The organism is Micromonospora sp. H33 (genome assembly GCF_052068455.1).
Classification (GTDB): domain Bacteria; phylum Actinomycetota; class Actinomycetes; order Mycobacteriales; family Micromonosporaceae; genus Micromonospora.
Window position 1 is genome coordinate 516790 of the sequence record NZ_JBQHDE010000001.1, and the last position, 24050, is coordinate 540839.

General features: G+C 73.2%; 20 protein-coding genes and 1 pseudogene. 11 read left to right on the top strand and 10 right to left on the bottom strand.

Translation table 11 applies throughout. The features are described from left to right. Positions 1-58: 58 nt before the first annotated feature. Together ACTMS0_RS02465 and ACTMS0_RS02470 are read left to right on the top strand one after the other, a co-directional pair. The gene (locus ACTMS0_RS02465) at positions 59-916 is read left to right on the top strand and encodes an SCO6745 family protein (RefSeq protein WP_441153426.1); all 858 of its coding nucleotides are present in this window, start codon (positions 59-61) and stop codon (positions 914-916) included. A gap of 31 nt (positions 917-947) precedes the next feature. Next, positions 948-1601 (top strand): HAD family hydrolase, encoded by a 654-nt coding sequence (locus ACTMS0_RS02470; RefSeq protein ID WP_441153427.1) that lies wholly within the window; start codon positions 948-950, stop codon positions 1599-1601. Between the two features lie 8 nt (positions 1602-1609). Here the strand turns inward: ACTMS0_RS02470 and ACTMS0_RS02475 are convergent, their stop codons facing one another. After that, the gene (locus ACTMS0_RS02475) at positions 1610-2131 is read right to left on the bottom strand and encodes an SAM-dependent methyltransferase (protein WP_441153428.1); all 522 of its coding nucleotides are present in this window, start codon (positions 2129-2131) and stop codon (positions 1610-1612) included. Between the two features lie 445 nt (positions 2132-2576). Between ACTMS0_RS02475 and ACTMS0_RS02480 the strand changes: the two genes are divergently transcribed. Then, complete coding sequence (locus tag ACTMS0_RS02480) at positions 2577-3593, top strand: NADPH:quinone reductase (protein ID WP_441153429.1); 1017 nt, start codon at positions 2577-2579, stop codon at positions 3591-3593. A 187-nt stretch (positions 3594-3780) separates the two neighbouring features. Here ACTMS0_RS02480 and ACTMS0_RS02485 read toward each other — a convergent pair whose 3' ends face one another. Beyond that, complete coding sequence (locus tag ACTMS0_RS02485; RefSeq protein WP_441153985.1) at positions 3781-5415, bottom strand: fatty acid--CoA ligase; 1635 nt, start codon at positions 5413-5415, stop codon at positions 3781-3783. Between the two features lie 98 nt (positions 5416-5513). Here ACTMS0_RS02485 and ACTMS0_RS02490 point away from each other — a divergent pair, with 98 nt between their 5' ends. Continuing rightward, entirely contained in the window at positions 5514-6005 is a 492-nt protein-coding gene (locus tag ACTMS0_RS02490; protein WP_441153430.1) for an NUDIX domain-containing protein, read from the top strand. Between the two features lie 52 nt (positions 6006-6057). Here ACTMS0_RS02490 and ACTMS0_RS02495 read toward each other — a convergent pair whose 3' ends face one another. Then, positions 6058-7761, bottom strand: coding sequence for a hypothetical protein (locus tag ACTMS0_RS02495; RefSeq protein ID WP_441153431.1), 1704 nt, complete (start codon positions 7759-7761; stop codon positions 6058-6060). Positions 7762-7937: 176 nt separating this feature from the next. Continuing rightward, positions 7938-9605: an MDR family MFS transporter gene (locus ACTMS0_RS02500; protein ID WP_441153432.1), complete on the bottom strand. Its 1668-nt coding sequence runs from the start codon at positions 9603-9605 to the stop codon at positions 7938-7940. A 103-nt stretch (positions 9606-9708) separates the two neighbouring features. Between ACTMS0_RS02500 and ACTMS0_RS02505 the strand changes: the two genes are divergently transcribed. The 3 genes from ACTMS0_RS02505 to ACTMS0_RS02515 all read left to right on the top strand — a co-directional run bounded on the left by ACTMS0_RS02505 (position 9709) and on the right by ACTMS0_RS02515 (position 13771). Further along, complete coding sequence (locus ACTMS0_RS02505) at positions 9709-11004, top strand: MFS transporter (protein ID WP_441153433.1); 1296 nt, start codon at positions 9709-9711, stop codon at positions 11002-11004. A gap of 128 nt (positions 11005-11132) precedes the next feature. Continuing rightward, positions 11133-12896 (top strand): D-glycero-beta-D-manno-heptose 1-phosphate adenylyltransferase, encoded by a 1764-nt coding sequence (rfaE2, locus tag ACTMS0_RS02510; RefSeq protein WP_441153434.1) that lies wholly within the window; start codon positions 11133-11135, stop codon positions 12894-12896. Next, complete coding sequence (locus ACTMS0_RS02515; RefSeq protein WP_441153435.1) at positions 12893-13771, top strand: glycosyltransferase; 879 nt, start codon at positions 12893-12895, stop codon at positions 13769-13771. The genes rfaE2 and ACTMS0_RS02515 overlap by 4 nt, the downstream gene beginning before the upstream one ends. 56 nt (positions 13772-13827) lie before the next feature. Here the strand turns inward: ACTMS0_RS02515 and ACTMS0_RS02520 are convergent, their stop codons facing one another. The 3 genes from ACTMS0_RS02520 to ACTMS0_RS02530 all read right to left on the bottom strand — a co-directional run bounded on the left by ACTMS0_RS02520 (position 13828) and on the right by ACTMS0_RS02530 (position 16141). Further along, positions 13828-14934, bottom strand: coding sequence for a glycosyltransferase family 9 protein (locus tag ACTMS0_RS02520; RefSeq protein WP_441153436.1), 1107 nt, complete (start codon positions 14932-14934; stop codon positions 13828-13830). Between the two features lie 6 nt (positions 14935-14940). Beyond that, a complete protein-coding gene (locus tag ACTMS0_RS02525; RefSeq protein WP_441153437.1) occupies positions 14941-15483 on the bottom strand; it encodes an Hsp20/alpha crystallin family protein in 543 nt (180 codons plus the stop codon). Between the two features lie 154 nt (positions 15484-15637). Then, positions 15638-16141 (bottom strand): DUF2231 domain-containing protein, encoded by a 504-nt coding sequence (locus ACTMS0_RS02530; protein WP_441153438.1) that lies wholly within the window; start codon positions 16139-16141, stop codon positions 15638-15640. A 144-nt stretch (positions 16142-16285) separates the two neighbouring features. Between ACTMS0_RS02530 and ACTMS0_RS02535 the strand changes: the two genes are divergently transcribed. Together ACTMS0_RS02535 and ACTMS0_RS02540 are read left to right on the top strand one after the other, a co-directional pair. Next, on the top strand, positions 16286-16903 hold the full coding sequence (locus ACTMS0_RS02535) for a pyridoxamine 5'-phosphate oxidase family protein (protein ID WP_441153439.1): 618 nt from the start codon (positions 16286-16288) through the stop codon (positions 16901-16903). A gap of 284 nt (positions 16904-17187) precedes the next feature. Further along, positions 17188-17637: pseudogene (locus tag ACTMS0_RS02540) on the top strand (SRPBCC family protein); the annotation flags it as partial. A 318-nt stretch (positions 17638-17955) separates the two neighbouring features. Here the strand turns inward: ACTMS0_RS02540 and ACTMS0_RS02545 are convergent. The 3 genes from ACTMS0_RS02545 to ACTMS0_RS02555 all read right to left on the bottom strand — a co-directional run bounded on the left by ACTMS0_RS02545 (position 17956) and on the right by ACTMS0_RS02555 (position 20693). After that, positions 17956-18366 (bottom strand): VOC family protein, encoded by a 411-nt coding sequence (locus ACTMS0_RS02545; protein ID WP_441153440.1) that lies wholly within the window; start codon positions 18364-18366, stop codon positions 17956-17958. 102 nt (positions 18367-18468) lie between these two features. Beyond that, positions 18469-20097: an isovaleryl-CoA dehydrogenase gene (locus tag ACTMS0_RS02550; RefSeq protein WP_441153441.1), complete on the bottom strand. Its 1629-nt coding sequence runs from the start codon at positions 20095-20097 to the stop codon at positions 18469-18471. Next, complete coding sequence (locus ACTMS0_RS02555) at positions 20094-20693, bottom strand: TetR/AcrR family transcriptional regulator (protein ID WP_441153442.1); 600 nt, start codon at positions 20691-20693, stop codon at positions 20094-20096. Before ACTMS0_RS02555 ends, ACTMS0_RS02550 begins: the two co-directional genes overlap by 4 nt. A 159-nt stretch (positions 20694-20852) precedes the next feature. Between ACTMS0_RS02555 and ACTMS0_RS02560 the strand changes: the two genes are divergently transcribed. Continuing rightward, positions 20853-23402 (top strand): tetratricopeptide repeat protein, encoded by a 2550-nt coding sequence (locus ACTMS0_RS02560; RefSeq protein WP_441153443.1) that lies wholly within the window; start codon positions 20853-20855, stop codon positions 23400-23402. Continuing rightward, positions 23395-24048 carry a class I SAM-dependent DNA methyltransferase gene (locus tag ACTMS0_RS02565; protein ID WP_441153444.1) on the top strand — a complete coding sequence of 218 codons (654 nt, stop codon included), beginning with the start codon at positions 23395-23397 and terminating at the stop codon, positions 24046-24048. Before ACTMS0_RS02560 ends, ACTMS0_RS02565 begins: the two co-directional genes overlap by 8 nt. The last annotated feature ends 2 nt before the right edge of the window (positions 24049-24050 follow it).

Below are 24050 nucleotides of genomic sequence, written 5' to 3' on the forward strand. Positions count from 1 at the left end.
CAGCGTCACCCTGGGGCGCCCGTCGTCCCGGGGTGACCACCGGACCGCGGAGGTGCACGTGACGGACGACGCGAGGCGGACCGCCCGCTTGATGTGGACCCACTTCGAGCCGGTGCACGCCGTCACCTACTTCCATCCGCGCGCCCGCGCGGCGTACGAGGCGGTCGGGCTGCGGGGCTACTGGCGGGGCTACTTCGCCGGGCGGGCCGCCCCGCTCGGCCCCACCGAGGCGGCGCCGGTGATCGCCGCGTTCTACAACTTCGCCCCGCACATGGTGCGGCGCGCCCTGCCGGCCGTGTGGAAGCTGGCCGGCCCAGCGGAGGCGCTGCGGGCCCGGCTCACCGGCGCCGTCCAGGCGCTCGCCGAGCTGACGTACGAGCTGCCCGAGTCGCACCTCGCCGAGGCCGCCGACCTGCTGGAGGCCGCCGCGGCCGAGGTCGAGGTGGCCGGCCGTGTGCTGGGGGCGGCCAACGCGGCGCTGCCCCGCGGCGAGTACCCGCTCGCCCGGCTCTGGCAGGCCGCCACCACGCTCCGCGAGCACCGGGGCGACGGGCACATCGCTGCGCTGGTCGCCGCCGACCTCGACCCGGTGGAGACGCTGGCCTGGCGGGTCGCCGTGGACATGTCCCCGGTCAACCTGCTGGGCCGGGGCTGGACCGAGGAGCAGTGGGCGGCGGCGCGCGGCCGGCTGGCCGAGCGGGGCTGGCTGACGCCGGACGGCGAGCCGACCGAGCACGGCCGGGCGGGCTTCCGCGCCGTCGAGGACGCCACCGACGACGCCGCCGCCCGCCCGTGGCGGGCGCTCGGCCCGGACTGCACCGAGCGGCTGCGCGAGCTGCTCGACCCGATCGCCCGCGCCGGGCACGCCGTCATCCCGGCGGGCAACCCGATCGGCCTGCCCGCGCTCCAGACCTGACCCGGCGCCGCCCGTCCGGCAGGATGGGGACGTGGCGGATGCGGTGATCTTCGACCTGGACGGCGTGATCGTGGACTCGGAGCCGGTCTGGGAGGAGGTCCGGCGGGCGTACGTGGCGGCGCACGGCGGCACCTGGCAGCCGGACACGCAGCGCCGGCTGATGGGCATGAGCACCGGGGAGTGGTCCCGCTACCTCAGCGGGGAGCTGGGCGTCGACCGGACGCCCGAGCAGGTCGCCACCGAGGTGGTGGAGGAGATGACCCGGCGGTACGCGGAGCGCGTACCCCTGATCGACGGGGCCGACCAGGTCGTGCGCCGGATGGCCGGGCGGTGGCCGCTGGGCCTGGCCAGCTCGTCCCCGACCCGGCTGATCGCGGCGGCGCTCGCCGCGACGGGCCTCACCGACGTGTTCGGCGCGACGCTGTCGACCGAGGAGACCGCGCAGGGGAAGCCGGCGCCGGACGTGTACCTCGCGGTCGCCGAGCGGTTGGGCGTCGATCCGGTCCGCTGCGTCGCCGTGGAGGACTCGTCCAACGGCGTACGCTCCGCGGCCGCCGCCGGCATGGCGGTGGTGGCGGTGCCGCACGGGGCATACCCGCTGGACCCGGACGCCGAGCGGCTCGCGGCGGTGGTGCTGGGATCGGTCGGGGAGCTGACGCCCGAGACCGTGAACGGGATCGGCTGACTGTGAGCTCACGCCGGATGGGCGGCTACGCCGACCAGCGGCAGCGGCGTGTCCGCCCGGGTTTCGTCGACCACGGCCCAGCCGGCGGCGGCCAGTCTGGCCACCAGCCGTGTCGAGAGATCGGCCGCGCGGGCGGCGTCCGGCGGCTCGTAGACCAGGTGGAGCCGCCCGCCGGGCGCGAGTGACGCGGCGAGCCGGGTGAGCTCCAGGGTGGCCGGCCCGGTCCAGAAGAGATTGACGTTGACCGCCAGGATCCGGTCGAAGCGTTCGCCGCCGAGGTCGACCGTGGCCAGTTCGCCCTCGCGCAGAAGCACGCGCCCGGCGGCAACCTGGTCGGCGTTGCGCGCGGCGGCGGCCCGCAGGGCGACCGCGGACCGGTCCACCGCCACCACCTGGACCTGCGGCACCGCGCAGAGGAGTCCGACCGCGACGCCCCGGCCGCAGCCGATCTCCAGGACGCGGTGTCCCGGTCGCAGGTCGAGCCGGTGCACCGCCCAGAGCAACCGCTCGGGTACCGAGGTCGCCGTCACCCGGTCAGCGTAGCTACGGGTGATTCGTACGTCCCTGCCCTGGGCGGGGTCAGAACGACCGGCTCCGGCTCGACCTCGGCAGGAACCGGCACGTTGTGTCGTCCGGGCGCCACCGTTGGTCCTGGAAGCCGCCGAGCCGGCCCCTCGTCGCGGCCGGCGGTGTCCGGTGGCTCGCCGGGTCCTCGCCCGGGCCGCGGACCCCGTCGGCCGGGTACCCGGTACAGCTGGGATCCGCGTCCGTCTCCACCACCGTGTGTCGCATGGCCCCATCCCTCCCGCCTACTACCTCGTTGTACGGTTTCCGTGGCCGCCGGGATCGGTGTCCTGCGGACCGACCCGTCGATCGCCGCCGGGTCACCCGCGGCCTGCGACGTCCGGCATGAGCGGGGAGCGGCCGGGTACGGCAGCCGACGGCGGGCCGCGCGGCGCGGGTGAGGAGACGGGGATGAAGGCGATCGTGTACGAGCGCACCGGCGACGCCTCGGTGCTGCAACTGGTCGACCGGCCGGTGCCGGAGCCCGGCCCCGGTGAGGTGCTGGTCCGGGTGGCGGTCTCCGGGGTGAACCCGACGGACTGGAAGGCGCGGCGGCAGTGGCCGCTGCCCGCCGGCTGGCAGACGCCCGGGCAGGACGGCGCGGGAGTGGTCGAGGCGGTCGGCGAGGGCGTCGACCAGATCCTGATCGGCGCGCGCGTCTGGCTGTGGGAGGCGGCCTGGCAGCGACCGTGGGGTACGGCCGCCGAGTACACGGTGGTCCCGGTCCGCCACGCGGTACGTCTCGGCTCCGCGTCCTTCGACCTCGGCGCCTGCCTGGGCATCCCGTTCCTGACCGCGCACCGCTGCCTGACCGCCGGCGAGTACATGCCGGACAGGCTGCACGCGGGCGCGCTGAGCGGCCACACCGTGCTGGTGCAGGGCGGGGCCGGCGCGGTCGGCAACGCCGCGATCCAACTCGCGCGCTGGGCCGACGCGTGCGTGGTCGCGACGGTGAGCAGCGCGGAGAAGGCGCAGCTCGCGGCGGCCGCCGGAGCGGACTTCGTGGTCAACTACCGCGAGCAGGACGTGGTCGAGGAGGTCCGCAAGATCGCGCCCGACGGGGTGCACACGATCGTCGAGGTCTCCGCCGCGCGCAACGCCGCGGCCGACGTCCAGCTGCTGCGGCCCGGCGGAGCCGTCTGCGTGTACGCGGACGACGGCGGCGACGAGGTGACCCTGCCGATCCGGCCGCTCATGGTGCCGAACGCCCGCTGGCAGTTCGTGCTGGTCTACACCGAGCCGAAGGCGGCGAAGGCGCAGGCGGTCACGGACGTCGCGGCGGCGGTCGCGCAGGGCGGCATCCGGGTGGGCGAGGAGGCGGGGCTTCCCCTGCACCACTACTCACTGGGCGCGGCCGCGGCGGCGCACAAGGCGGTGGAGGACGGTGCCGTCGGCAAGGTGCTGATCAGCGCCGCCGGCGACCGGTGAACCCGGCTGAGCTGGGCGTATTTCCCCATAGCGGGGACAGAGGCGAACAAGTTTCGCGAGAATGACGATGCGGGTCGCCCCGCATGGACGGGCGGCCCCGGCGCGGTGCGAACGCCGGGGCCGCCCTTGGGGGGAGGGATGTCTCGGAGAGCCCCTGCCCCAAGAGGCGACAGCGCGCCGGAAAACGTTACGGCGCCGTCAGTTCCCGGACCTCCAGGCCGCCCTCGGCGTACCGGGACCGGACGACCTTCTTGTCGAACTTCCCCACGCTGGTCTTCGGCACGGCGTCGATCACGGCCCACCGCTCCGGCAACTGCCAGCGGGCCACCGACCCGGCGAGGAAGTCCCGCAGCTCCTGAGCGCCGGCGGTCGCGCCCTCGCGGAGCACCACCGTGGCCAGCGGGCGCTCGCCCCAACGCTCGTCCGGTACGCCCACCACACAGGCCTCGATCACGTCCGGGTGGGCCATCAGCGCGTTCTCCAGCTCCACCGAGGAGATCCACTCGCCGCCGGACTTGATGACGTCCTTCGCGCGGTCGGTCAGGGTGATGAAGCCGTCCGGCGAGAGGGTGCCGACGTCACCCGTCCGCAGCCAGCCGTCGCGAAACTTCTCCTCGTCCGGGGTCTCGTCGCCGACGTACTGCCCGGTCACCCACGGCCCGCGGACCTCCAACTCGCCCACGGACGTCCCGTCGGCGGGCAGCGGCTCGCCCAGCGGGCCGACGATCCGTGCCTCGACCCCGGCGGGGACCCGGCCCTGGGTGTAGCGGTACCGCCACGCGTCCTCGCCACTCGCCCCGGCCGGCGGGCGGGCCACCGAGCCGAGCGGCGACGTCTCGGTCATCCCCCAGGCGTGGATGACCCGGATGCCGTGGCGCTCCTCGAACGCGTGCATCAGCGCCGGCGGGCACGCCGAACCGCCGACGATCACCTCCGCCAGCGAGGAGGTGTCCACCTCGTGGCTGTCCAGGTACGCCAGCAGGTCGTTCCAGATGGTCGGCACGGCGCCCGCCAGGGTGGGCTGCTCGGCGGTGATCATCTCGGCGATCGGCGCGGCCTGGAGGAACCGGTCCGGCATGATCAGCGACGCGCCGGAGAACAGAGCCGCGTACGGCAGGCCCCAGGACATCGCGTGGAACATCGGCACGATCGCCAGCGTCCGGTCGGTCGGGCCGAGACCGAACCCCTCGGGCGTGCAGACCTGGAGCGAGTGCAGGTAGATCGAGCGGTGCGAGTAGGCGACGCCCTTGGGGTTGCCGGTGGTCCCGGAGGTGTAGCAGAGGGCGGCCGCGTCGCGCTCGTCCACCTCGGGCCAGTCGTAGGTGTCCGGCCGGCCTTCCAGCAGGGCGTCCCAGTGGTGTACGGAGATCCGGTCGCCGGCCGCCGCCACCAGCGGCGCCGGGTCGCCGCCACCGGCCACCACGACGTGTCGGACCGTGGTCATGTCACCGATGACCTTGGCCAGCAGCGGGATCAGCGTCGAGTCGACCAGCACCACCCGGTCCTCGGCGTGGTTGGCGATGTACGCCACCTGGTCGGGGAAGAGGCGGATGTTGAGGGTGTGCAGCACCGCGCCCATGCTCGGCACGGCGAAGTACGCCACGAGGTGCTCGGCGTTGTTCCACATGAAGGTGGCCACGCGCTCGTCGCCGGTCACGCCGCACTCGTCGCGCAGGGCGTGGGCCAGCCGGGCAGCCGCGCGGCCCACCTCGGCGTACGTCATCCGGCGGGGTTCGGCGCCGGTCCACGTGACCACCTCGGCCGTGCCGTGCACGGTGGAGCCGTGGTCGAGGATCCGGGAGATCTGGAGGGGGGCATCCATCATCGTGCTACGCATGAGTAACAAGCTAGTGTCGGCGCTCACAGCTTGGGAACCCCGGATCTCCGGACCGCTCCGGTGTTGCTGCGTAGATTGTCCGGGTGAGCATCTCCTGGGCAGACTCATACGTCGGGCAACTGCGCGCCCTCGCCGGCGACCGCACGCTGATGTTCGTCGGCGCCCGCGCGGTGGTCCGGAACAACGCCGGCCGCGTCCTGCTGATCCAGCGCTCCGACAACGGCCAGTGGGCCATGCCGGCCGGGGCGATGGAGCTGGGCGAGTCGATCGCCGACTGCGCCGTCCGTGAGGTCCGTGAGGAGACCGGGCTCCGGGCGCTTCGGGTCAGCGCGTTCGCCCTCTACACCGGCCCGGACCGCACCCACACCAACATGTACGGGCACACGTACCAGATCTTCACCACGGCGTTCCGGGTGGAGGAGTGGGACGGCGAACTGGCGCGGCTCACCGACGAGACCACCGACGCCGGCTTCTTCGACCGCACCCACCTGCCGAGCCCGTTGTCGCCCAGCGTCCCCGAGACCCTGGCCGACCTGGACGTCTTCGAGCAGACGAACCGCCTGATCCTCAAGTGACACGGGCCCCGGGTGTCCTGGGACATCCGGGGCCCGCGTCACCGTCGTGCGGCTACGACGTCGGGACCACGCCGACGTCGAGGGTCACCGTGCCGCCGTCGGTCACCTCCACCACCACGCTCTCCGCGTAGGGGGCGTTGTACGGGGAGGACGGCACCAGGGTGAAGTCCGAGTCGGTGGCATCGTCCCCGACATCGGGCGTGGTGACCGTCCAGCCGTAGGTCAGGTCGGCCCGGACGACGTACCGGCCCGGCGCGAGAGCGCGCGCGTACGTGCCGTCGTACGTCGAGACGCTGGCAGTCGGGGCTCCGATCCAGTCCCCGCCCTCCGGGATGAACGTGAGCCGGTTCACCTCCGGGTCGTAGGTGACCGGCCGCTCTCCGGCGTCGCGCTGGCCGTCGCGGTCCTCGTCGTACCAGGCGGTGCCCTTGATCGTGCCCTGCGGGCGGTAGGTGGTGGACGCCTGGCGGGAGTTGTTCGCCAGGTTCAGGTCGTCGTTGGCGGACCGGACCGTGGCGGTGGCGACGAACTGTCCCTCCGGGGTGCCCGCGCCGAAGGTGACCGAGAGCGGCAGGTAGTGGTACTGGTACCGCTCCACCGATGCGTAGGCGCACTCCCAGTACCAGGCACCGGTCTCCGCGTCCTGCCCGGGTTCGCAGGCCCAGTCCGTGCCGCCCGCTCCGCCCTCGGTGGGGCGGACGGTGGGCGCGAGGGCGAGCCGCACCCGGACGTCCCGGGCCGGCTCGTCCACGAGGTTCTCCACCACCACGCCGATCTCCACGGCCTCGCCCGGACCGACCTCCTCATCGAGGAGGACGACGTTGGTGACGGCGATGTCAGCCGGTGCCACCGGGGCCGGACCGACGTAGCGGTACAGCACCTCGGTCCGGGCGGGGTCGAGTCGCCAGACCGGGCTCGAGCTGGTCAGGGTGCCGGGGATGACGAAGCGCTGGTCGGCCGTACCCGGGCCGGCCCGCAGTGCGAGCGTGACGGAGGAAACCGCGTCCGGTGCGAGCGGCCCCGCCGTGCAGATCACCTGGTCCGTCCCGGTCGCACAGTCCCAGGCACCGGCGTTGCTGTCGGGATCACCGTCGACCGTCACGCCCGCCGGCAGGTCGACGACCAGCTTCAGGTCCTGCGCGGTGCCCGTCCCGATGTTCTTGGCGGTGAACGTCGGGAGCAGCTGGCCGCCCTCGACCGGCACGTCGGTCTCGGTCCAGACCCCGGTGTCCGGGCCCGGCAGCAGCTGGAGGTCCGCGACATTCGCGTACGTGGTCTTCAGCTGGTCCGTGTTGTTGTTGGTCGCCGACTCCCGAACGGTGGTGACGACCGTGGCTCCGATGGCCGCGACCGTGCCGGCGGGGGCCGGGGGCAGTGAGAAGTAGATGCGCAGCGGCTCGGCCGCGCCGCCGGCCGGCACCGTTCCGTGGATGTTCGTGCAGACGAAGGTCGCGTAGTCGCACTGCCAGGACGGGTCGCCGGAGATCGCGCTCCCGGCGGGAAGCTTGAAGGCGATCTTGACATCCTCCACCGCGGCCGTGCCGACGTTGGTGACGTTTGCCTGGACGGCCACCGCGGCCCGATCGTCCTGGATCATGGCGGCGGTGGTGAGGGGGACGAGGTCGAGCTTCAGGTCGGGCCGCGGCGCGGGCGCGGCGACAGCCGAGCCGGCCGGCAGGCCGGCGAGGGCCGCCGTGGAGAGGGTGAGCAGGGCGACGCCGGCCCGGACCGACCGGCGTAGGGATTGCTGACGCATGCACGTCCCTTGTTAGCAGGAAGCCGTCGGGACGCGTCTGCCGCGCCCCTGGACGGCGTCGGCCGACTCCGTGCAGCGGCCGGCCGGGAGCCACCCCGTGACGGCTCCTCCCATATGGACGTCGACGCAGGTGATTCCGTTACATGATCCACAGCCCGGTCCGGAGCCGCCCGGGGTCAGAGGAGCGTCTGGGACTTGGCCTCCATCTCGGCGGCGGCCTCCTCCTTCGACTCCTTCGCCAGCGGCTTGCCGCCCGGCGCCGGGGCCTCCCCGCCGAGGCCGTCCGTGCCGCCGGTCGCGCCCTCCGGGCCCGCCCCGCGCAGCTTCTCGTCGGGCAGCGCCAGGGTGACCAGCACCGCCACGATCGCGATCAGACCGGCGGTGAGGAACACCAGGTCCAGCGCCTCCACGAACGACGTCTGCACGGCCACCCGGACCGGCCCGGGCAGGGCGAGGACCGTCGCCGGGTCGTTGACCGACACGTCGGCACCGCCGCTGGCCGCGACAGCGGCCTGCTGCTCGGGCGGTAGCAGGGCGATCGCGCCGGGCAGCCGGCCGGCCAACTCGGACGTGAGCCGGGACGACAGCACCGCGCCGAGGATGGCCACACCGAACGACCCGCCCAGCGACCGGAAGAAGGTGGCCGAGGAGGTGCCGGCGCCCAGGTCCCGCGTCGACACGGCGTTCTGCACGCCGAGGATCAGCGACTGCATGCACAGGCCGAGCCCGATGCCGATCACCACCATGAAGACGAAGGCCAGCCACAGTGAGGTGTGGACCTCCAGCCGGGTGAAGAGCAGCATCCCGACCAGCAGCACCGCCGAGCCCGCCACCGGGAACCACTTGTACCGGCCGATCCGGCTCATCGCCCGCCCGGTGAGCACGGAGGTGACGATGATGCCGGCCATCATCGGCAGCATCAGCAGACCGCTGCGGGTCGGCGAGGCTCCCTTGACGATCTGCAGGTAGAGCGGGATGAAGATGATCGAGCCGAACATCACCAGACCGAGCACGAAGCCCGCCGCGTTCGCCAGGGCGAAGGTGGCGCTGCGGAACAGCCGCAACGGCAGGATCGGCTCCGCGACCCGGGCCTCCTGGACCACGAAGAGCACACCCAGCACCGCCCCGGCGGCGAACAGGCCGACGATGACGCCGGAGCCCCAGGCGTACTCGTTGCCGCCCCAGCTCAACGCGAGCAGCAGGCAGCTCACGCCGGCGACCAGCAGCGCCGCGCCCAGCCAGTCGATCGCGTGCTGCCGACGCGTGAACGGCACCAGGCGCAGCACCCGGGAGCAGACCACGATGGCGAGGATCCCCAACGGCACGTTGATGTAGAAGATCCACCGCCAGTCGGTCTCGGCGAAGTAGCCGCCCACCAGCGGGCCGGCCACCGAGGAGAGCCCGAAGACCGCCCCGAAGACGCCCTGGTAGCGGCCCCGCTCCCGCGGTGGCACGACGTCCGAGATGATCGTGAACGCGAGCGTCATCAGACCGCCCGCGCCCAGTCCCTGCACACCCCGGGTGACGATCAGCTGGGTCATGTCCTGGGACAGGCCGGCGAGCAGCGAGCCGACCAGGAAGGCCCCGATCGAGAAGAGGAAGACCGGCCGCCGGCCGTACAGGTCGGCCATCTTTCCGTACAGCGGGGTCGAGGCGGTCGACGCGAGCAGGTACGCGGTCACCACCCACGAGTAGTGGTTGATCCCGCCCAGCTCCCCGACGATCGTCGGCAGGGCGGTACCAACGATCGTCTGGTCGAGAGCGGCCAGCAGCATGCCGGTCATCAGCCCGACCATCAGCAGTCGGATCTGGCGCGCGCTCACCACCGGGGTCTGCGTCGTCATTCCGCCTCATTTCCCGGCCGGTCCGGAACATGCGCCGGACAGCGCCCCTTTCCCAGGCGGAAAACGCCTCGACAGCCGTGGCGGCGGGTGAGCATCCTGGCTCGTGGCACTGCTCCGCCGGCTCGCGCTGGACCTCACCCCGCTCCGCACGTCGCGGGACTTCCGGCTCGTCTTCACGGCGGCGGGTGTGTCCGGCTTCGGATCCTTCATCACGTACGTGACGATCCCGTACCAGGTGTACCAGCTCACCGGCGATCCCCTGCTGGTCGGCCTGCTCGGCGTCTGTGAGCTCGTACCCCTGCTGTTCATGGCCTTCGTCGGCGGGGCACTCGCCGACTTCCTCGACCGCCGGCTGCTGGTGCTCGGCGCGGAGGTCGGCTTCACGGTGCTCTGCGGCGTACTCCTGGTGAACTCGCTGGGGACGGCGCCGCAGCTGTGGCTGCTCTACCTGGTGGCGGCCGTGACGGCGGCGCTGGACGGCCTGCAACGCCCGGCGATGGAGGGCCTGACCCCGCGCATCGTGGCGGCGGACGAGATCCCGGCGGCGAGCGCGCTGAACTCGCTGCGCATGCAGATCGCGCAGCTCGGCGGCCCGGCCGTGGCCGGCGTGCTGATCGCGAGCGTCGACCTGGCCTGGGTGTACGCGATCGACCTGGCCACCTTCGCGGTCTCGCTGCTCTGTCTGGCGCTGGTGCGCGCGGTGCCGCCACCGCCGGCGGCCGACCGGCCGTCGCTGCGGTCGGTGGTGACCGGCATCCGGTACGCGCGCAGCCGTCCCGAACTGCTCGGCACCTACCTGGTCGACATCAACGCGATGTTCTTCGGCATGCCGCAGGCGCTCTACCCGTTCATGGCCGACCGGCTGGGCGGCCCGGCGGTGCTCGGCCTGCTCTACGCCGCCCCGGCGGCCGGGTCGCTGCTGGCCACGGTGGGTTCCGGCTGGACGGCGCGGGTGCACCGGCACGGGCTGATGGTGGTCCTCGCCGCGGGCGCCTGGGGGCTCGCGATCATCGGCTTCGGGCTGGTGGCGTCGCTCTGGTGGGCGCTGTTCTTCCTCGCCCTGGCCGGCGCGGCCGACATGATCTCCGGCCTGTTCCGGATGATCATCTGGAACCAGACCATCCCCGACCACCTGCGGGGCCGGGTCGCCGGGATCGAGATGCTCTCCTACTCGACCGGGCCGCTGCTCGGGCAACTCCGCTCCGGCCTCATGGCGCGCACGCCGCTGGGCGTACAGGGCTCGATCGTCTCCGGCGGCATCCTCTGCGTCGTCGGCACGATCGCCCTCTCCGCGGCCCTACCCGCCTTCCTGAGATACGACGGCCGCGAAGGCCGCTCCCGCAAGGAAGCCGAAGACGCTGCCTGGGCAGCCTCCGCACCCACCCGCACCCCCGCCTGACCCGCGTTGATCATGAGGTTGGCGGCGCTGTGGATCTCCTCCACTGCCGCCAACCTCATGATCAACGGTGGTCGGCTCCCGGCGGGGACGCAGGTTTGACCCGGCGGACCGGGGGGAGACCGGAGGGCATGGCAGGAGCAGCAGCGGAACAGCGCCGGCTCGCCGCCGTGGTGCAGAGCTGGCTCGGGCGCCCCGTCCTGGTCGTCGGGGACGCGATGCTCGACGAGTGGCGGTTCGCCGAGTCCGAACGGCTCTGCCGGGAGGCACCCGCCCCCGTCCTCACGCTGCGGCGGCGGATCTCCGCCGCCGGTGGCGCGGCGAACACCGCCGTGAACGTCGCCGCGCTCGGCGGCCGGGCCGCACTGGTCGCGCCGGTCGGCGCGGACGTGGCCGGCGACGAGTTGCACGACTGCCTCGACCGGGCCGCCGTCTGGGACCGGACGGTCAACCAGCCGGGCCGCCCGACGCCGGTCAAGCGGCGGATGCTGGCCGGCAACCAGATCCTGCTCCGGGAGGACTCCGGCGACCCCGAGGACGCCCTCGACGACGACGGCGTGGCCCGGCTGCTCACCGCGCTCGACTGCGCCACGGAGGAGTTGCGGGCGGTCGCCGGCGGCGAGGCGCCCACCCTGGTGGTCTGCGACTACGCGCTGGGCGCGCTGCCCGCGCCGGTCCGCGCCTGGCTGATGGCCAACCAGGAGCGGTACGCGACGGTCGCGCTGGACGCGCACGACCTCGCCGACTGGCAGGGCCTCGCCCCGACCGTGGTGACCCCGAGCTTCGCCGAGGCGAGCCGGCTGCTCGCCCGCGCGGCCACCCGACCCAACACCAACGACCTGCACCTGGACCACCCCGACGGCGACCCGTCCGACGGCCCCTCCGAGCTGACCGTGGGCGTGGCGCCCGGTGACGGCTCCCCCGCCCGGCTCGGGCCGACCGGCGAGCCCGGCCCCGGCGAGGACCGGGTGGCGATGACCGGAGACGGTCTCAGCGTCACCGGAAGCGGCGTCACCGTGAACGCGGCGGCGGGCGAGGGCGTGGACCGGGCGGTGCTCGCCGAGTCCCGCCTGGCCGAACTCCGGGCGCACACCGGCGCCGACGTCGTGGCGGTGACCCTGGACACCGACGGTGCGGTGGTCGGCGGCCCGGACGGGGAGCGCCGGCGCAGCCACAGCACCCCGGTGCCGGCCAGCCACGCGGTCGGGGCGGGGGACGCGTACCTCGCGGCCATGACGCTCGCGTTGGCCGCCGACGCGCCGCTGCCCACCGCCGCACAGCTGGCCCAGCTCGCGGCCACCATCACGGTGTCGGACACCGGCACCTGCGTGTGCCGGCGGGAAGACCTGCTCGCCGCGCTCGACCATCCGGCCGAAGCGGCCGGGCGGCCGACCCTGGTGGACGCCGACGAACTGGAGGCGATCGCCGACGAGCACCGGCGCGCCGGCCGCTCGGTGGTCTTCACCAACGGCTGCTTCGACGTGCTGCACCCGGGTCACGTCCGGTACCTGGAGCAGGCCCGCGCGCTCGGCGACCTGCTGGTGGTGGCGGTCAACTCAGACGACAGCGTCCGCCGGCTCAAGGGCGCGGACCGGCCGGTGAACCCGGTCGAGGATCGAGTGACCCTGCTCGCCGCACTGGCCTGTGTGGACCACGTGGTCGTCTTCGAGGAGGACTCGCCGGCCCGGCTCATCGAGACCGTCCGGCCGGACGTGTACGTCAAGGGTGGCGACTACCCGCCGGAGATGGTGCCGGAGGCACCGCTGGTACGCCGGCTCGGCGGGCAGGTCCGCACCCTCGGGTACGTGCCGGACCGGTCCACCTCGGCGATCATCGACCGGATCCGGGCGCACGGGCAGGATGTGACCACCGACGCGGCGGCGGGTCCGGCGTGAACCGACCGCTCGACCTCGGCGCTCCCGACCGTTTCCGCGCCGCGCGGCACCTCGACGTGCTGATCCCCACCCGGAACCGGCCGGCCGAACTGGCGGTCACCCTGTCCGGGCTGGCCGCGCAGGAGGGCGTGCCCGGCTTCGGGGTGGTGGTCAGCGACCAGTCCGACGGGGAGCCCGCGTACGCGCACCCGGCGGCGGCCACGATGGTCCGGGCGCTGCGCCACCGAGGGCACCCCGTGCTGCTCACCCGCCGGCTGCCGCGCCGCGGTCTGGCGGAGCACCGGGCGTCGCTGCTGGCCGCCTCGGACGCCCGGTACGTGCTCTGCCTCGACGACGACGTGTGGCTGGAACCCGGTGCGCTGCGCCGGCTGGTCACCGCGATGGAGGAGCTGCGCTGCGGCTTCGTGGGCAACGCGGTGCACGGCCTGTCGTACGTCGACGACGTGCGCCCGGAGACGCACCGGCACTACGAGGAGTGGAACGGGCCGCCGGTGCCGGAGCGGATCCGCCCGGACACCCCGGAGTGGCAGCGCGCGTCGATCCACCCGGCGGCGAACCTGCTGCACGTGACGGAGAAGCTGAACCTGCCGCCGGGAGCGTGGCGGGCGTACAAAGTGTCCTGGATCGGCGGCTGCGTGCTGTACGACCGGGCGAAGCTGGTCGACGCGGGCGGCTTCGAATTCTGGCGGCGGGTGCAGGAGAAGCACCAGGGCGAGGACGTGGCCGCCCAGCTCGCCGTGCTGGCCCGCCACGGCGGCGCCGGAGTCCTGCCCAGCGGGGCGTACCACCTGGAGTCCCCGACCACGGTCACCGAGCGCGAGGTGGAGGCGTGGGAGGTGGTGGTCGCCGAGGAGGACGCCCCGCAGCCGGCCTGAGCCTGTGTTGACAAGGGGCCCCTGCTCTACCGCAGGCGTTAGGAAGGGGCCCTTCCTTACACCGCCAGCAGCTCGCGGGCGGCCTCCAGCACCTCGATCGCCGGGACGTCGGTCACGAAGGAGTCGCGGTGCGGGCAATCGCCGTCGCCGGGGCGGTGCGGGTAGATGCCGGGGGTGCAGTCGACGCCGCAGACCGGGCAGTGCACCGTCCAGGAGCTGATCGGTCGGTGCCGGGCGCGCAGCGGGTTCGCGGTGTTGATGAGGTTGCCGACCCAGAAGACGCCCACCGTGGCGGCGCCGACCGCCGCGGCCAGGTGCAGGGGGCCGGTGTCGTTGGAGACGACCAGGGCGCAGTCGGCGTAGCAGCCGGCCAGCCCGCCCAGGCTGAGCGTGCCGACCTGCGGCCGTACCGGCACCCCGGCCGCCGCGACCACCCGGTCCACCACGTCCTGTTCGGCGGCGGTGCCGGTGACCAGCACCTCGTACCCGTCGCCGTGCAGCTCGCGGGCCACCTCCGCGAAGCGCTCCGGGGGCCAGCGCCGCCGAGTGTCGGTGGCGCCCGGGTGCAGCGCGACCCGGGGCCGCTCCGGCGGGCCGAGCACCCCGGCCGCCTCGGCCCGGTCCGCGTCGGTCACCGTCAGCGTCGGCACGATCGTGGTGGCCGGGGCGCCGACCAGCGCGGCCACCTCCAGGTAGCGGATCACCTCGTGCTGGTAGTAGACGTACCGGAGCCAGCGGTCCAGCGGCGGGGCGCCCTCCGCACGCAGGCCCGCGGTCACCCGCGCGCCGAGACCGGCGACGACCGGGTTGGAGTTGGCGCCACCACCGTGCACCTGCAACGCCAGGTCGAAGCGCTCCTTGCGGGCCGCCGCGACGAAGTCCTCCATCGCGGACTCCGGCTCGCCGGTATCCGGGGAGCGGATCCCGGGCGCCGGCGGGACCACCAGGACGCGGTCGACCGGGCCGGGCCGGTCGCGCCAGAGCTTCGCGTGCCACGGCGCGCCGAGCAGCACGATCTCCGCCCCGGGGTACGCGGCCCGCAGCGCGTCCAGCGTCGGCAGGACGAAGATGAAGTCGCCGAGCGCGTTGGCGCGCAGCACGGCGATCCGTTCGACGTCGGGCACGCGCTCGGCGACCGGGCCGAGCAGGTTCAGGGCGACCACGTGAACCTACGGCCGGTCGATCCCGCCGGCGGCGGTGTCCGGGTGGTGGAGTTCCCGGTCCGCGGCCGGGTCGACCGGTCTCGGCGTACCCCCGGAGACGTCGCGCCGTCCCGTGCGCCCGACGGTGATGGTGCGCGGCGTGGGTCGCGCCGCTCGGGGCAGCCGGACGCGGAGGAGACCGTGGTCCATCACCGCGTCGATCGCGTCCGGGTCCACCCGCGAGGGCAGGTCGACCCGGTACTCGAAGCCGCGGGTCTCGAAGCCGCCCGGGATGCCGTGGTCGGCGTTCACCTCGGCCTCCGACCGGGCCCGTACGCACAGCTCGCGGTCGTCCAGCTCGACCGCCACCTCCTCGGGCGCCACGCCGGGCAGCCTTACGACGACCTCCCAGCCGTCGCCGGTCTCGTTCAGCTCCAGGTCGGGCGAGCCGGAGCGGCCGCCGACCAGCCGGCTCAGCTCGGCGCGCAGCGACTGCAACTCGCCCATCGGGTCCCACCCCTGCTGCCGGCCGCGCCAGCCCCGCCCGAATCCGCCACTCTGTTCACTCATGCCGGCCCTCCGCTCCGCCGAACGGTCCGAGCCCCGGCCGCGTCGGTGCATCCCGCAGCATCGCCACGACCCCGGCCGGGGGTCGGACTGTGAGCAGGGCCGCCATGAGACACCACGGCACAGAGCCTGATGATTCGCTCGCTGCGCTCGTTCATCACACCTCTCCGATCCGCTGGGTGGCCGCCGGGGACCGCAGCGAGCTGGGCGCGTCCAGGTTGGCGTCGCGGTCGACGCCGACGCCGAGCCGGTCGACCAGTTCCCCACCGAGCCAGGCGCTGATGCCGAGGATGGCCAGGGCGACGACCTCGATCGCGATGAGCGCGCCGCCGGCGGCCCGGGACTCGGCGTTGAGCCGGACCGCCCAGACCGCGGCGAAGAGCAGGATCACCGCCACGTTCGCGGCGGCATGGGTGAGCGCCACCCGCTTGGCGCGGGTGCCGGTGGGGATGGCGAGCAGGTCGAACGTCCCGGCCGCCGCGGCCAGCAGGCCGCCGACCAGTCCGACGGTGATGTTCCAGTACGCGACCTCGCCGAGGAAGTCCGGACCGCCCACGGTGTCGACGATGTCGAAGAGCACCGCGGTCACGAGCAGGGCGACGGGGAACATCACCAGCATCGGGTGGACGGGGTGGCCCAGCACCTTGAGTCGGCTCTCCATGACCGGGCCTCCTGCTCGATCCTGCCGGCGGGTCGGGTGAGGCGGTACCCCTGCCTCCGGTGAGCAAACCTCGCCCTGGTGGGGCCGCCTACGCTGTCGGGGGCGGTACGTCGCCACGATGGTCAACGGACGGGGGAGGGTCACGTGACGGTGGAGATCACCACACACGAGGAGTTGCGGGAGCTGCTGGGCAGTCCGGGGCCCCGGGCCGCCGCGAAGGAGCGGACGCGCCTGCACGAGCGGGACCGCCAGTGGCTGGCCGCGTCCCCGTTCTGCCTGGTCGCCACGGCGGGCGCGGACGGCACCTGCGACGTCTCGCCGAAGGGTGACCCGCCCGGCTTCGCCCTGGTGCTCGACGACACGACCATCGCCATCCCCGAGCGGCCGGGCAACAAGCGGGCCGACGGCTACCGCAACATCCTCGACAACCCGCACGTCGGGCTGATCTTCCTGATCCCCGGGCGCACCGACACGTTGCGGATCAACGGGCGGGCCCGGCTGCTGCGCGACGCACCGTTCTTCGACTCGATGGTGGTCGACGGGCACCGCCCGGTGCTCGCCGTCGTGGTGGAGATCGAGCAGATCTTCTACCACTGCGCGAAGGCGTTCCTCCGGTCGGAGCTGTGGCGGCCGGAGACCTGGTCGCCGGAGGTGCTGCCGTCCCGGGCCCGCCTCGTCAAGGAGGTCGAGGCGCCGGCGGAGACGCTGGCCGACCTGGAGCGCCACTACGGCCCGGACTACGCCCGCCGCCTGTACGTCTGACCGGCGTCACGTCGACGGGCGGCTCAACTTCATCTACCAGGAGGAGCGGTTTGACGGGAAGCAGAGCAACTTCTTCCGGCTGGAGAGCCCGGATCGCGAGGACGGCTGACCGCGTACGCGAGGAAGGCCCGCGACCGGCGACCGGCCGGCTGCGGGCCTTCATGCTGCCGACCTGCGGTTTCGGGTTTGTCTCCCGCCCTGTGGGTAGGAGTTTCTGGGACAGGACGGCTCTCCCCGGTCCGTCGATCGTGGAGAGCGGTTCGACCTGACGAGGAGGATTCACCATGACCACGAAGGTCGAGAAGTCCATCGAGGTGCAGGTGCCGGTCCGCATGGCCTACAACCAGTGGACCCAGTTCGAGGAGTTCCCGAAGTTCATGGGCGGCGTGCGCGAGGTCCGCCAGCTCGACGACCGGCGGCTGCACTGGGTCGCCGAGATCGCCGGGGTCCGGCGCGAGTGGGACGCGACGATCCTGGAGCAGGTGCCGGACCGCAAGGTGGCCTGGGCGGCGACCGAAGGTGCGACCAACGCCGGCGCGGTCTACTTCCAGCCGGTGGCTACGGACCGCACGATGGTCCGGCTGCACCTGGAGTACGAGCCCGAGGGGCTGGTCGAGAAGGCCGGCGACAAGCTGAACGTCGTCGAGCGGCAGGCCGAGTCCGACCTGGAGAAGTTCAAGTCGTTCATCGAGGGCCGCGGCGCCGAGACCGGCGGCTGGCGTGGCACCGTCGACACCGGTGCCGGCGTCGGCACGCCGGGCGTCCAGTACGCGGCGGGCACGCGGGGCGACAGCGGCAAGGCCGGCGTCTCCGGCACGGCCGTGGCCGCCGGAGCGGCGGTGGCCGGCGCGGCAGCCGCCGGGGCCGCGGCGGCCGCGGCGAAGCACCGCTCGGGCGAGGACGACGAGCCGACGCCCACCACCGAGACGGAGTACGTGGTGACCGACGTCCCGGAGAGCGGCGTCGCCACCTACCCGCCCGAGCCGCGCCGCGGCCTCTGACCGTCGTTTCCTGACCGGGCCCGGCCTGCCGGGCCCGGTCAGCCCATAGCGTCAGGCCGCCTGCGGCTGCACCGTCACCATCCACAGGTGACCGTCGGGGTCGGCGAACGTGCCCGCGTACCCCCAGGGCTGCGGACCGGGCGCGAGCGTGACCTCCGCCCCGGCGGCCCGGGCCCGCTCGACGGCCGCGTCCACCTCGGCTTCGCTGGCGGTGGTGACGCTGAGCAGACACTCGCTCGTCCCCCGGTCGGCGACCTGATTCGGACTGGTCACCCAGCCGAAGCCGCCGGTGGGTATGAGCATGAGGCGGAGGCCCTCGGTGACGACGAACTGCAGCGGCTCGGGGATGCCGTCGTCGGCCGGCTCGCCGACCGCGGTCAGACCGAGGGCCTCGGTGTAGAAGCGGTACGAGACGGCACGATCGGCGATCGGCAGGCTGACGATGACGGGCGCGTACGGCACGTGACTGACCTCCGGGCTCGGACAGGGCTACCTCAGGATGGACCGTTCGTCGCCGCGAAACTCATCGCCCGACGTCTCGACACGGCGGCGACGAGGGCGTCCTCAGCCCACCTTCGGCGTGGCGCGGTCGATGATCGCGGCGTGGTCGACGCCGGCCGGCAGGGTGCCGTACGCGTAGCCGTGCTCGCCGCCGAGCCGGGACGCGCAGAAGGCGTCGGCGACGGCCGGGTGGCCGTGCCGGACCAGCAGCGAGCCCTGCAGGACGAGCGCGAGCCGCTCCACCAGGTGCCGGGCCCGCAGTTCCACCTCGGCCGGGTCGGCGAGGTCGGCCCGCAGCCGGCGTACCGCCGCGTCGAGCCGGGCGTCCGCGCCGGCCGCCGCGTCCACCTCCGCCTCGAACGCGGCCAGCACCTGCGCCTCCCGGGTCAGGGCGCGCAGCACGTCCAACGCGGCCACGTTGCCCGACCCCTCCCAGATCCCGTTCAGCGGTGACTCGCGGAACAGCCGCGGCATCCCCGACTCCTCCACGTACCCGTTGCCGCCCAGGCATTCGAGGGCCTCGGCGGCGTGCCCGGGCCAGCGCTTGCACACCCAGTACTTGCCGACCGCGACGGCCAGCCGCTTGAAGGCGGTCTCACCGGCGTCGCCGCGCGCCGAACGGTCCGTCGCGCCCGCCAGCCGCAGCATGAGTACGGTCGCCGCCTCGGACTCCACCGCCAGGTCGGCCAGCACGTTGCGCATCAACGGCTGGTCGACCAGGTAGCGCCCGAAGGCCCGCCGGTGCGCCGCGTGGTGGGCCGCCGTGATCACTCCCTGGCGCATCCCGGCCGCCGCGCCGATGAGGCAGTCGAGCCGGGTCAGGTTGACCATGTCGATGATCGTGCGGACGCCCCGGCCCTCGTCCCCGACCCGCCAGGCCACCGCGTGCTCGTACTCGATCTCGGACGACGCGTTGGACCGGTTGCCGAGCTTCTCCTTGAGCCGCATCAGGCTCATCGGGTTGCGCGTGCCGTCGGGCAGCACCCGGGGCACCAGGAAGCAGGTGAGCCCGCCGGGAGCCTGGGCGAGGGTGAGGAACAGGTCGCACATGGGCGCGGAGGTGAACCACTTGTGCCCGACGAGCCGGTAGCTGCCGTCCGGCTCGGGCCGGGCGGTGGTGGTGTTGGCGCGTACGTCCGACCCGCCCTGCTTCTCGGTCATCGACATGCCCGCCAGCAGTCCCCGCTTGCCCAGCGCCGGTCGCAGCCCCGGGTCGTACGTCGAGGCGGTCAGCAGCGGCTCGTACCGCGCGGCCAGCTCCGGGGCGTGCCGCAGCGCCGGCACCGCCGCGTACGTCATCGAGATGGGGCAGCCGTGCCCGGCGTCGGGCCGCCAGGTGTAGAACTTCGCGGCGCGGGCGACGTGCGCGCCCGGCCGGCCGTCGGCCCACGGCGCGGCGTGCAGGCCGTGGGTCACCGCCGTCCGCATCAGTTCGTGCCAGGACGGGTGGAACTCCACCTCGTCGACCCGGTGGCCGTAGCGGTCGTGGGTACGCAGCACCGGCGGGTACTCGTTGGCCAGCCGACCGTGCTCGATCGCCTCCGCGCCGCCGCCGAGCCGGCCGAGGTCGTGCAGCTCGGCGGCCGCCCAGCCGGCGCCCTCCCGGTCGAGGCCCTCCAGCAGCGCCGGGTCGTCCGCCGCGTCGTAGCCGGCCAGCGGTGGTACCTGGTTGAACACCTCGTGAGTCGTCACGGTGACACTCCCAGCGCGCGGTGGATGAATCGGGTCAGTCCGGGGATCGTGTCCGGGCCGGCGACCCCGGCGGCAAGCGGGCCGACCATGGCCTCGGCGAGCGCGCCGACCAGCGCGGTCGCGGTCAGCTCCGGATCCTGCGGGGGCAGCTCGCCGGAGGCCACGCCCTCCGCCACGTACCCGGCGATCAGGTCGGCGTGAGCGCGGCGGAAGACGAGCCGCTGCGCGTCGACCGCCGGGTTCACGGGCTCGGCCAGCAGCGCGTACGCCAGGCGCGGCGCCTGCAACGCCCGCCCGGCGAACGTGGCCACGACGGCCGCCAGCCGCGCCGCCGCCGTGCGCTCCCGCGCCGCCGCACGGGCGACCGCGTCGATCTCGCGTTGCGACGCCGTCCGGAAAACCTCGGCGAACAGGTCGGCCTTTGTCGGGAAGTGGCGGTAGACGCTGCCGGTGGCGATGCCGGCGCGTTCGGCGACGGCGGCGACGGCGCAGCCGGCGTACCCGTGCTCGGCCATGATCTCCAGCGCCGCCGCGATCGTCCGCTCGCGCGACGCGCTGAGCCGAGCCTTCACCCGCTCGGTGGTCCGGTACGCCACGCAAGAATTGAACCACCGTTCAGTTCTTGCCGGCAAGGCCCTGTTGCGGGTCCTTCCACATAGGCGTCGTCTCCGCAGTCAAGGACGGGACAGACCTCTGGTGGGGATCCGGCGCTACCGTGGGGCCGCTGGTGATTCCAAGGCGTCGGAGGTGGACAGGTGCGTCGACCGTCTTGGATCACGTTGGCGCTGTCGCCGGTCATCGCGTTGGTGGTGCTCCCCGCGTTGACGAACGTCGCCACGGGTGCGCTGCCGTCGTCGTGGGATCCGTACCTCTGGCTGGCATGGCCGCTCGCGGCGTTGCTGGCGGCACCGGTCGTGCTGGCGGAGGTGCGTCGCAGTCGCTCCGTGAAGGTCAGCCGTGACCACCTGGGCGGGAGCGGGTCGACGCTGGGCGGCGTCGTGTGGAACGTCCCGACGGCGGTGCGCACGTTCGTGGGCCGCTCGGCCGAGCTGCGGGAGCTCGCGCAGACGTTGAGCGGCCGCAACGGTGGTGCCGTGGCGTTGGTGGGACCGCCCGGGGTCGGCAAGACCCAGCTCGCCGAGGCGTACGCGAGTACGCATCGCGGCCAGTTCGAGTTGGGCTGGTGGTTGGTGGCCGACGATCGGCTGGCGGTGGTGGCATCGTTGGCGCAGCTGGCTGACCGGCTGGGAGTGGGTGACACCGACCAGGAGGTCGCGGCGCGACGCGTGGTGCAGGAGCTGGGTGCCCGGTCGCGGTGGCTGCTGGTCTTCGACAACGTGGGCGGTGAGAGCGACCTGGCCGGCCTGGTGCCGTCGGGGCGCGGCCAGGTCCTCATCACCTCACGTGACCCCGGGCTGGCGAGGCTGGCGCAGGTGTTCGTGGTGCGCCCGTTCGACGTGGCGGTGTCGGCGCGGTTCCTGCAGGACCGTACGGGGGATCGTGACGACGAGGCGGCGCGGTGGCTGGCACAGGAGATGGGCGGGCTGCCCTTGGCGCTGGAGCAGGCAGCGGCCTATTGCGTGCAGACCGGGGTTAACCTGGGCGGCTACGTGCAGCGGTACCGCGCCGGGAATCAGGCGTGGCTGTGGCGACAGCAGGCACCGGTGGACCGGCCCCCGGTGATGCGGACCTTCGAGTTGGCGTTCGCCGCGGCGGCGAAGCGCAGCAGGGCGGCGGTGCAACTGCTCACCGTCGCGGCGTACTTCGCGCCGGCCACCGGCATCCCCCGTCAGGTGTTCGTGTCCGGCGTCCGGGACCTGCCGTCGCCACTCGCCGCCGCGGCGGCCGACCCGATCAAGCTGGACACGACGATCGCGGTCCTCCTGCGGATGTCGTTGATAGAGGCCGACCGGGAGCTGCTAAGGCTGCACCCGCTCGTCCAGGACGTGCTCCGTACGCGGGTGGGCAAGGCCCCCCGGGCACGGCTGGCACTGCGAACAGCGGCCGGTTGGTTGCCCGTACCCGGACGGGATCGGACCGCCGGCTGGCCAAGCAGCCGGTGGATCGCCCTGGCGGCGGCATCGATCTCGAGCGCTCTTCCCGCGAATGCCGAAGATCCGGCGGTCTGGGATCGGTGCGTGGAACTGCTGCCGCATGCCGTGGCCGTGCTCGATCACGCCGACCAGGACGACGTCGCCTCCGCGCCGACCGCTGACCTCAGTGACTGGCTGGGCACGTACCTTGCCCGTCGCGGCGAATACGGTGCCGGCCGGCAGCGGCTGGAACGGGCCACGGCCGAGCACCGTCGGGTGCTCGGTGGGGAGCATGCCTCGACGCTCGCCTCGATGAACAACCTGGCGCGCGTGCTGAGCGAGATGGGTGAGCTGACCGAGGGCCGCCGCCTGCACCAGCAGGTCCTGGAACTGCGTCGCCGGGTGCTGGGCGATGAGCACCCCGACACGCTCATCTCGATGAACAACCTCGCGGTCGTCCTCGGCCAGTCGGGCGACCTGGCCGGAGCCCGCCGGCTGCACGAGCAGGTCCTGCAGGTACGCCGCCGGATGCTGGGCGAGGACCACCTCGACACGCTCATCTCGATGAACAACCTCGCGCTCGTCATGAGGGACATGGGTGAGCTGGCCGACGCCCGCCGGCTGCACGAGCAGGTCCTGCAGGTACGCCGCCGGATGCTGGGCGAGGAGCACGCCGACACGCTCATCTCGATGAACAACCTCGCGGTCGTCGTGAGCGACATGGGCGAGCTGGCCGACGCCCGCCGCCTGCACGAGCAGGTCCTGCAGGTACGCCGCCGGATGCTGGGCGAGGAGCATCCCGAGACGCTCATCTCCATGAACAACCTCGCGGTCGTCATGAGCGACACCGGCGACCTGACGGAAGCCCGCCGACTGCACGAGGAGGTCCTGCACCTGCGCAGCCGGGTGCTGGGCGAAGAGCACCCCGACACCCTCATCTCCATGAACAACCTCGCCGTCGTCATGAGCGGCACAGGTGAACTCACCGAAGCCCGCCGACTGCACGAGCAGGCCCTGCACCTGCGCAGCCGGGTGCTGGGCGAAGAGCACCCCGACACCCTCATCTCCATGAACAACCTCGCCGCCGTCATGAGCGGCACAGGTGAACTCACCGAAGCCCGCCGACTGCACGAGCAGACCCTGCACCTGCGCCGCCGGCTGCTGGGCGAAGAGCACCCCGACACGCTCGTCTCCATGAGCAACCTCGCGCTCGTCATGAGCGACATACGTGAGGAGACCGACGTGCCCCCTTCCGGGTCGCCGCATGACTGAGCCCTCCTTCCTGGCCGCCGTCCGAAAGTCGTACGACACCGTCGCCGAGGACTACGCCAAGCTCGTGCCGCCACGGTTCGCGACAGATCCGTTGGGACGCGGGATGCTGGCCGCGTTCGCCGAGCTCGTACGGGCCGACGGCGGGCAGCCCGTCGCCGATCTCGGGTGCGGTCCGGGCCATGTCGCCGCCCACCTGGAGTCGCTCGGCGTGCCCGTGTTCGGTGTCGACCTGTCGCCGAAGATGGTGGAGATCGCCCGACGGACGTACCCGAACCTGCGCGTCGAGGTGGGCTCGATGACCGCCCTGGACCTCCCCGACGGCGAACTCGGCGGCATCGTCGCCTGGTGGTCGATCCTGCACCTGCCTCCGGAGGAGCTGCCGGCGGTGTTCGCGGAGTTCCACCGGGTGCTCGCCCCGGGCGGCCATGTGCTGGTGGGGTTCCACGTCGGCGACGAGCATCTGCGCCCGGAGCGCGCGTACGGCCACCCGGTGTCCTACGACACCCACCTGTTGCTGCCCGATGGCGTCGCCGAGTTGCTGAACCGCGCCGGATTGAACGTTGCCGCTCGGTTGATCCAGGAGCCCGGCGAGGGGCTGAAGAGGCAGCAGGCCTGCCTGTTGGCGCGCAAGCCCGAGCGGTCGTGACG